General features: G+C 76.8%; 1 protein-coding gene. It reads right to left on the reverse strand.

The window, feature by feature from the left end:
• On the reverse strand, positions 1-5,841 hold a 5,841-nt coding region (locus ACSNOD_RS27290; RefSeq protein WP_436769736.1), incomplete at both ends, for an SDR family NAD(P)-dependent oxidoreductase.

Below are 5,841 nucleotides of genomic sequence, written 5' to 3' on the forward strand. Positions count from 1 at the left end.
GGCCTCCGTGATGGTTCGTACGGCGTCGTCCCGCGCCATGGCGGCCAGCCGGCCGATGAGTTCCTCGCGATCGCCGCCCGGGGCGTCCGTCCGGGCCGGGAAGAGCCGGGAGAAGCGGGGGGCCGGGGGGTCGGGCATCACCCTGCGGTAGCGGGCCCAGTCCATCCTGGCGATTCCGGCCACCTCGGCGCCGTCCGCCAGGAGGCGGGCCGCCACCGGGAGGAGGGCATCGGGTGCCACGGGCTCCAGGCCCGTGGCGGCGAGGGAGTCCTGCAGGTTGTTGCGGGCCACGTAGCCGGTTTCGGAGATCGCTCCCCAGGCGATGGCGGCGGCCGGCAGCCCGGCGTGCCGGCGGGCGCGGGCCAGGGCCTCGAGATAGCCGTTGCCGGCGGTGTACGGGGCCTGGTGGACATTGCCCACGCAGGCGTTCGTGGACGACCAGAGGAGGAAGAGGTCGAGGTCGTGGCCGGCGGTCAGCCGGTGCAGAAGGGCGGCGCCGGCCGCCTTGGCCGCGAGGACCGGGACGACGCGTTCGTCGGTGAGGTCGGTCAGCGGGGCGTCGTCGAGCCACATGGCGCAGTGGACCACGCCGCGCAGCGGGTGGCCCGTGGCCGCGACGGCGTCGAGCACGCGCCGCAGGGCGGCCTCGTCGGCGACGTCGGCGGCGTAGGGGGTCGCGGTGACGCCGCGCCGGGCGAGCCGCCGGAGCACGGCGGGCGCCTCGGGGGCGTCGGGGCCCCGGCGGCTGACGAGCGCGAGGTGGCGGGCGCCGTGGTCGGCGAGCCAGTCCGCGGTGGCGGCGCCGAAGCCGCCCAGGCCGCCGGTGACGAGGTAGGTGCCGTCGGGGTCCAGGGGTTTCGGGGGAGCCGGGGCCGGCCGGACGGGGACGGGCTCGTTCCAGGGGGCGAAGGAGATGACGACCTTGCCGATGTGGCGGGAGTGCTGCAGGAGGGCGAAGGCCTCGTCGACGCGGGCGGCGGGGTAGGCGACGTGCGGCAGGGGCCGGTAGGCACCCGCCCGGATACGCTCCCCGGTCTCGGCCAGCAGTCGCCTCATGGTCCGGTGGTCACGGGCCAGCTGGTTGAGGTCCACCGCGAAGTAGGAGAGGTTGTGCAGGAACGGCCGCAGGGGCAGGGGCTTGTTCTCCAGCATGTCGCGTTTGCCGAGTTCGACGAAGCGCCCGCCCGGCCGCAGGAGCTCCAGGCTGCGGCGGCCCGCTTCGCCGCTGAGGGAGTTCACGACGACATCGACGCCTCGTCCGTGCGTCAGGTGCCGGACGCGCGGGACGAAGTCGAGGGTGCGCGAGTCGAGGACGTGGTCGGCGCCGAGGGCGGTGAGCACATCGCGTTTGGCCTCGGTGCCCGCCGTGGCGACGACCTTCGCCCCGGTCAGCCGCGCGTACTGCAGGACGGCCAGGCCGACGCCACCGGCGCCGCCATGGACCAGCACGGTCTCGCCGGGGGCCAGCCGGGCGAGGTGCCCGAGACCGTGGTGGACGGTGGTGAAGACGACGGGCAGGGTGACCGCCTCGTCGAAGCTCATGCCGTCGGGGATCGGCCACATGACCTCGTGGGGGACGACGGCGCGGGAGGCCAGGCACGCCGGTACCAGGCCGAAGACGCGGTCGCCGGGCGACCAGGCGGTGACGCCGGGGCCGACGGCGGTGACGACGCCCGCGCACTCCATGCCCAGCCCGTGCTCCGTGTACGTGTCCTCGACGGCCTCCAGCGGCAGCAGGCCGTTGGCCTGCAGGGTGTCGCGGTAGTTCAGGGCCGCGGCCCGCACCTCGAGCGCGATCTCCCCCGGGCCCGGCCGCCGGGCCGGCTGTTCCCGCCAGACCAGCCGGTAGGACCGGCCGGGGTCGCGCACGGTCAGGGCGTAGGAGTCCGCCGTGCCGGTGGCGGGCGGCTCGTGCGCGGGGCACTCGGTCTCCCGGGGGACGAAGCGGCCGCCTCGGGTGAGCACGATCTCGTCCTCGTCGCCGGGGTCGAGCAACTCCTGGGCCAGGCGGTGGACGTCGGTGCCGGGATCGTCGCCGCGGTCGAGGCCGACGCGGTGGACGCGCAGGTCCGGGTGCTCGTTGGCGAGGGTGCGGGCGGCGCCCCAGACGGGCGCGTCGGCGGGGTGGGCCGGGCGTTCGGGGGCGGGCTGCAGCCCGGTGGGCCGGGTGACCAGCCACACCCTGGTCCGTACGCTCCTGGGCAGGCGGGTACGTGCGGTGGCCAGCGCCCGCAGGGCGGCCATCCTGCGGGTGGTGCGGGCCACGACGCGCCCGGGTTCCTCCTCCGGGGCGGCGAGGACGAGCACCACGGCGGCCTCCCGGACGCCGGCGAAGTCCAGGGCGGCGAGCCTGTCGAGGGACGTGACGGTGGCGTCGCCCAGCAGCTTCACCAGGCGCCGGGCGAAGGGCTCCTCGGCAGGGCCCTCGGCGGCCACGGTCCACGTGGTTCCGGGGAGCGGGTCCGGGAGGGCGGGCGGTGCGACGGCCCGGTCGCCCGCGGCGGCCACGAACAGGGAGCAGTCGACGCGATCGGGCGCCGGGTCGGCCTCGGCCCGGGCGACGGCGCCGAATCCGCACTCCTCCAGCAGACCGGACCACCGCGAGCGGTCCAGCAGGACGCTCTCGGGGCGCAGTACGGGGTCGCCGCGGTGCCAGAAGCTGTCGAGGGTTCCGAAGACCGTGCCGAGTTGCGCCGTGTCGTGGGACTCCACGGCCAGCAGGACGCCGCCGGGGACGAGCAGCCGGTTCACCCGGCGCAGGGCGCCGGCCAGATCGCTCGCCGCGTGCAGCGCGTTGGCGGCCAGGACGACGTCGAACTCCCCGTCGCCGAAGCCCTGCCCCTCGGCGTCGGCGTCGAGGTCCAGGGTGCGGTAGGCGAGGAAGTCGTGCCGCCGGAAGCGGTGTTCGGCAGGGGTGAGGAAGGTGGGGCTGATGTCGCTGAAGGTGTAGCGGGTGCGATCGGCGGGCAGCACCGGGAGCACGGCGGCGGTGAGCCCGCCGGTGCCGGCGCCGATCTCCAGGACCCGCAGCGGTCGGTCCGCCGGCCAGCGCCGGACGATCTCCTCCAGCACGGTGCGCGCGAGGAGGTTGGTGTAGCGGCTGCGGGGGCCCACGTCGTAGAAGTGCTGGTAGTGGCCCCGCTCGGAGGAGAGCGTCTGGACGGGGTCGACGGTTCCGCGCAGGAGGTCGGGCATGCGCAGCAGTTGCCGGGCGACGAGCAGCCCTTCGGGGCCACTGGCGGGCTGCTCCATGAGGAGCGCGCGCAGATCCGCCCCGTCCCCGGCCGGCACGGCGGTCAGCTCCCACCGGGAGTCGGGGCGCCGGCGGGCCAGGCCGTACGAGCGCAGATTGGACAGGACGACCTTGAGCAGGCGGCGGTGCTGGGGCCGCAGCCCGGCGTCGACGAGGTCCGTGAGGGTGAAGGGGGCGGCCGGATCGGTCAGGAAGCCGGCCACCACGGTCGTCCAGCAGCCCGCGGCGGCGTCCGCGAGAGCCCTGCTGGCGCGATGGAGGCCGGATTCGCGCCAGGCCGTGTTCAGTTCGGTGATCCGATCGGCCACGCGGGCGAGCAGCTCCGCGGGCGCGGGCAGCACGGGCCCCCGGTCCCCCGGGCCGGGGCGGGGCGCGGCACGCAGCACGGTCCGGCGGACGCTCAGCGGAGTGCGGCCCCTGGGCGCCCGCCGCAGGCGCAGCCGGTCGATCTCCGCGACGACCGCCCCGTCGTCGTCGGTGATCGTGATGTCCCACAGCACCTCGGGGCCGATCGCCTTGCGCGCCCGCACGTGCACGAAGCCGGACGGGGCGGGGGCCCGCCATACGCGCAGACCGCCCAGCCCGCACGGCAGATGGGCGTCCTCACCGGTGTTCCGCGACCGCAGCAGCGGGGCGCCCGCCTGGAACGCCGCGTCCAGCAGGGGCGGGTACGCCTCCCACGTCCCGATCCCGCCGGGCGCGTCGCGGCGATAGGTGGCGAGTGCTTCGCCGTCGCCCGTCCGCAGGGAGCGCAGCAGCCGGAAGTGCGGGCCGTAGCCGAGCCCGAGGCGCCGGCACTCCTCGTAGTGGGCCGCGCCGTCGAGGGTGTGCGGACAGCGCTCCCGCACCGCCCGCGGGTCCATGGGGGCCGGCGGAGGGCCGAGCAGGGACCGCACCTGGGCGTTCACCACGGGATGGGACGTGCCGCCGCGGCCCTCGCCGGTGGCGATGGTGACGACGCCGCTGTCGGGGAGCACGGCGGTCCGCAGGCGCGTGCCGCCGGGGTCCGGCCAGGCCACGGCCAGGGGGCGGGAGATCTCCAGGTGCCGCACCTCCACCGGGGCGTCGAGGGCCCGGCGCCCGGCGGCCAGGGCCATCTCGGCGAAGGCCGCGGCGGGCATCACCACTGTCCCGTCGACGAGATGGTCGCCGAGCCAGGGCACCAGCTGCGGTTCGACCGTGGCCTCCCACACCGGATGCGGCCCGGGCAGGCGTTCACCGAGCAGGGGGTGCTCGATCCGGCCCGTACCGCTGCTGCGGTACCAGTCGGCGGGCCCGCCCTGCCAGTGGCGGCGCCGCTGCCAGGGGTGGGCGGGCAGGTCGGCCACCCGGGCGGGGGAGGGGAAGGGGACGGACCAGTCGAGCTCGGCGCCGGCCGCGACCAGTGCGGCCAGGCAGGCGTCCATGGCTAGCGGGCCGGCCGCCTCGCGGCGCAGCGTGGGTACATGGACGGTGTCCAGGCGGCGCAGGTACGGCGCCAGGACGGGGTGCGGGCCGATCTCGACGACGATCCCTGCGGCCCGGCCGGCGTGGGCCGCGGCGTCGGCGAAGCGGATGGGTTCGCGCACGTTCCGCCACCAGTAGTCGCCGGTCACCTTCTCCCCGGCGAGGGGCGCGCCGGTGACGGTGGAGACCAACGGCAGCCGCGCGGGGGAGGGGACGAGGCCGGACAGCGCCGCGCACAGCGTTCCGGCCACCGGGTCCATGGCCCGGGTGTGATACGCGTAGTCGAGCCCGAGGTCCCGGAAGAACACCCCCTGGGCGGTCAGCTCGGCCCCGAGGGCGGCGAGCGCCTTCGCCTCTCCCGCGACGGTGACGTCCCGGTCGCTGTTGACCCCGGCCACCTCCAGCGCGTCCCCGAAGCCGGCCAGGGCCTCGCGGGCCCGCTGTTCTGGCAGCCCGACGGCCGCCATCCGGCCGCTGCCCGCGGTCGCCGCCTGGGCCCGGCCGCGCTCGGCGACGACCAGGGCCGCCTGCTCCAGGGTGAGGGCCCCCGCCACGTGGGCCGCGGCCACTTCCCCGACGCTGTGCCCCAGGACCAGCGCGGGCCGGACGCCCCGCGCGGCGAGCAGCGCGCACAGGCCGAGCTGGACCGCGAACAGCAGCGGCTGGGCGACATCGGCCCGGCTCCAGCGCTCCGGGGTCGGCCGGGTCAGCTCCGCGACGACCGACCAGCCCAGGTGATCGGCCAGGGCGGCGTCCGCCTCCGCCACGGCGGCGCGGAAGTCCGGGCGCGCCGCCAGCAGATCGGCGGCCATGCCCGGCCACTGGGAGCCGTTGCCGCAGAAGGCGTAGGCCACACCGCCCCGGTCCGCCGCGGCGGCGAGGGCGCCGGCGGCCGGCTCACCGGCGAAGAGGCGATCCAACGCGTCGGCCGCCCGTGGGGCGCTGTCCGCGAGCACGGTCGCCCGGTGGCGGTGCCGGCCGCGGCGCCGGGTGCTGGTGTGGGCCAGGTCGTAGAACTCCCCGGGGCCGGCCTGCCGCAGGCGCAGCGACATCCGCCCCGCGAGCTCCGCCAGCGCCGTGGGCGACGGGGCGGAGACCGTCACCGGGAGGGCGCCGGCGACCACGGGCGCGCGGGGGGCGGG

Origin of the sequence: Streptomyces sp. URMC 123 (assembly GCF_051386515.1) — a bacterium.
Classification (GTDB): Bacteria; Actinomycetota; Actinomycetes; order Streptomycetales; family Streptomycetaceae; genus Streptomyces.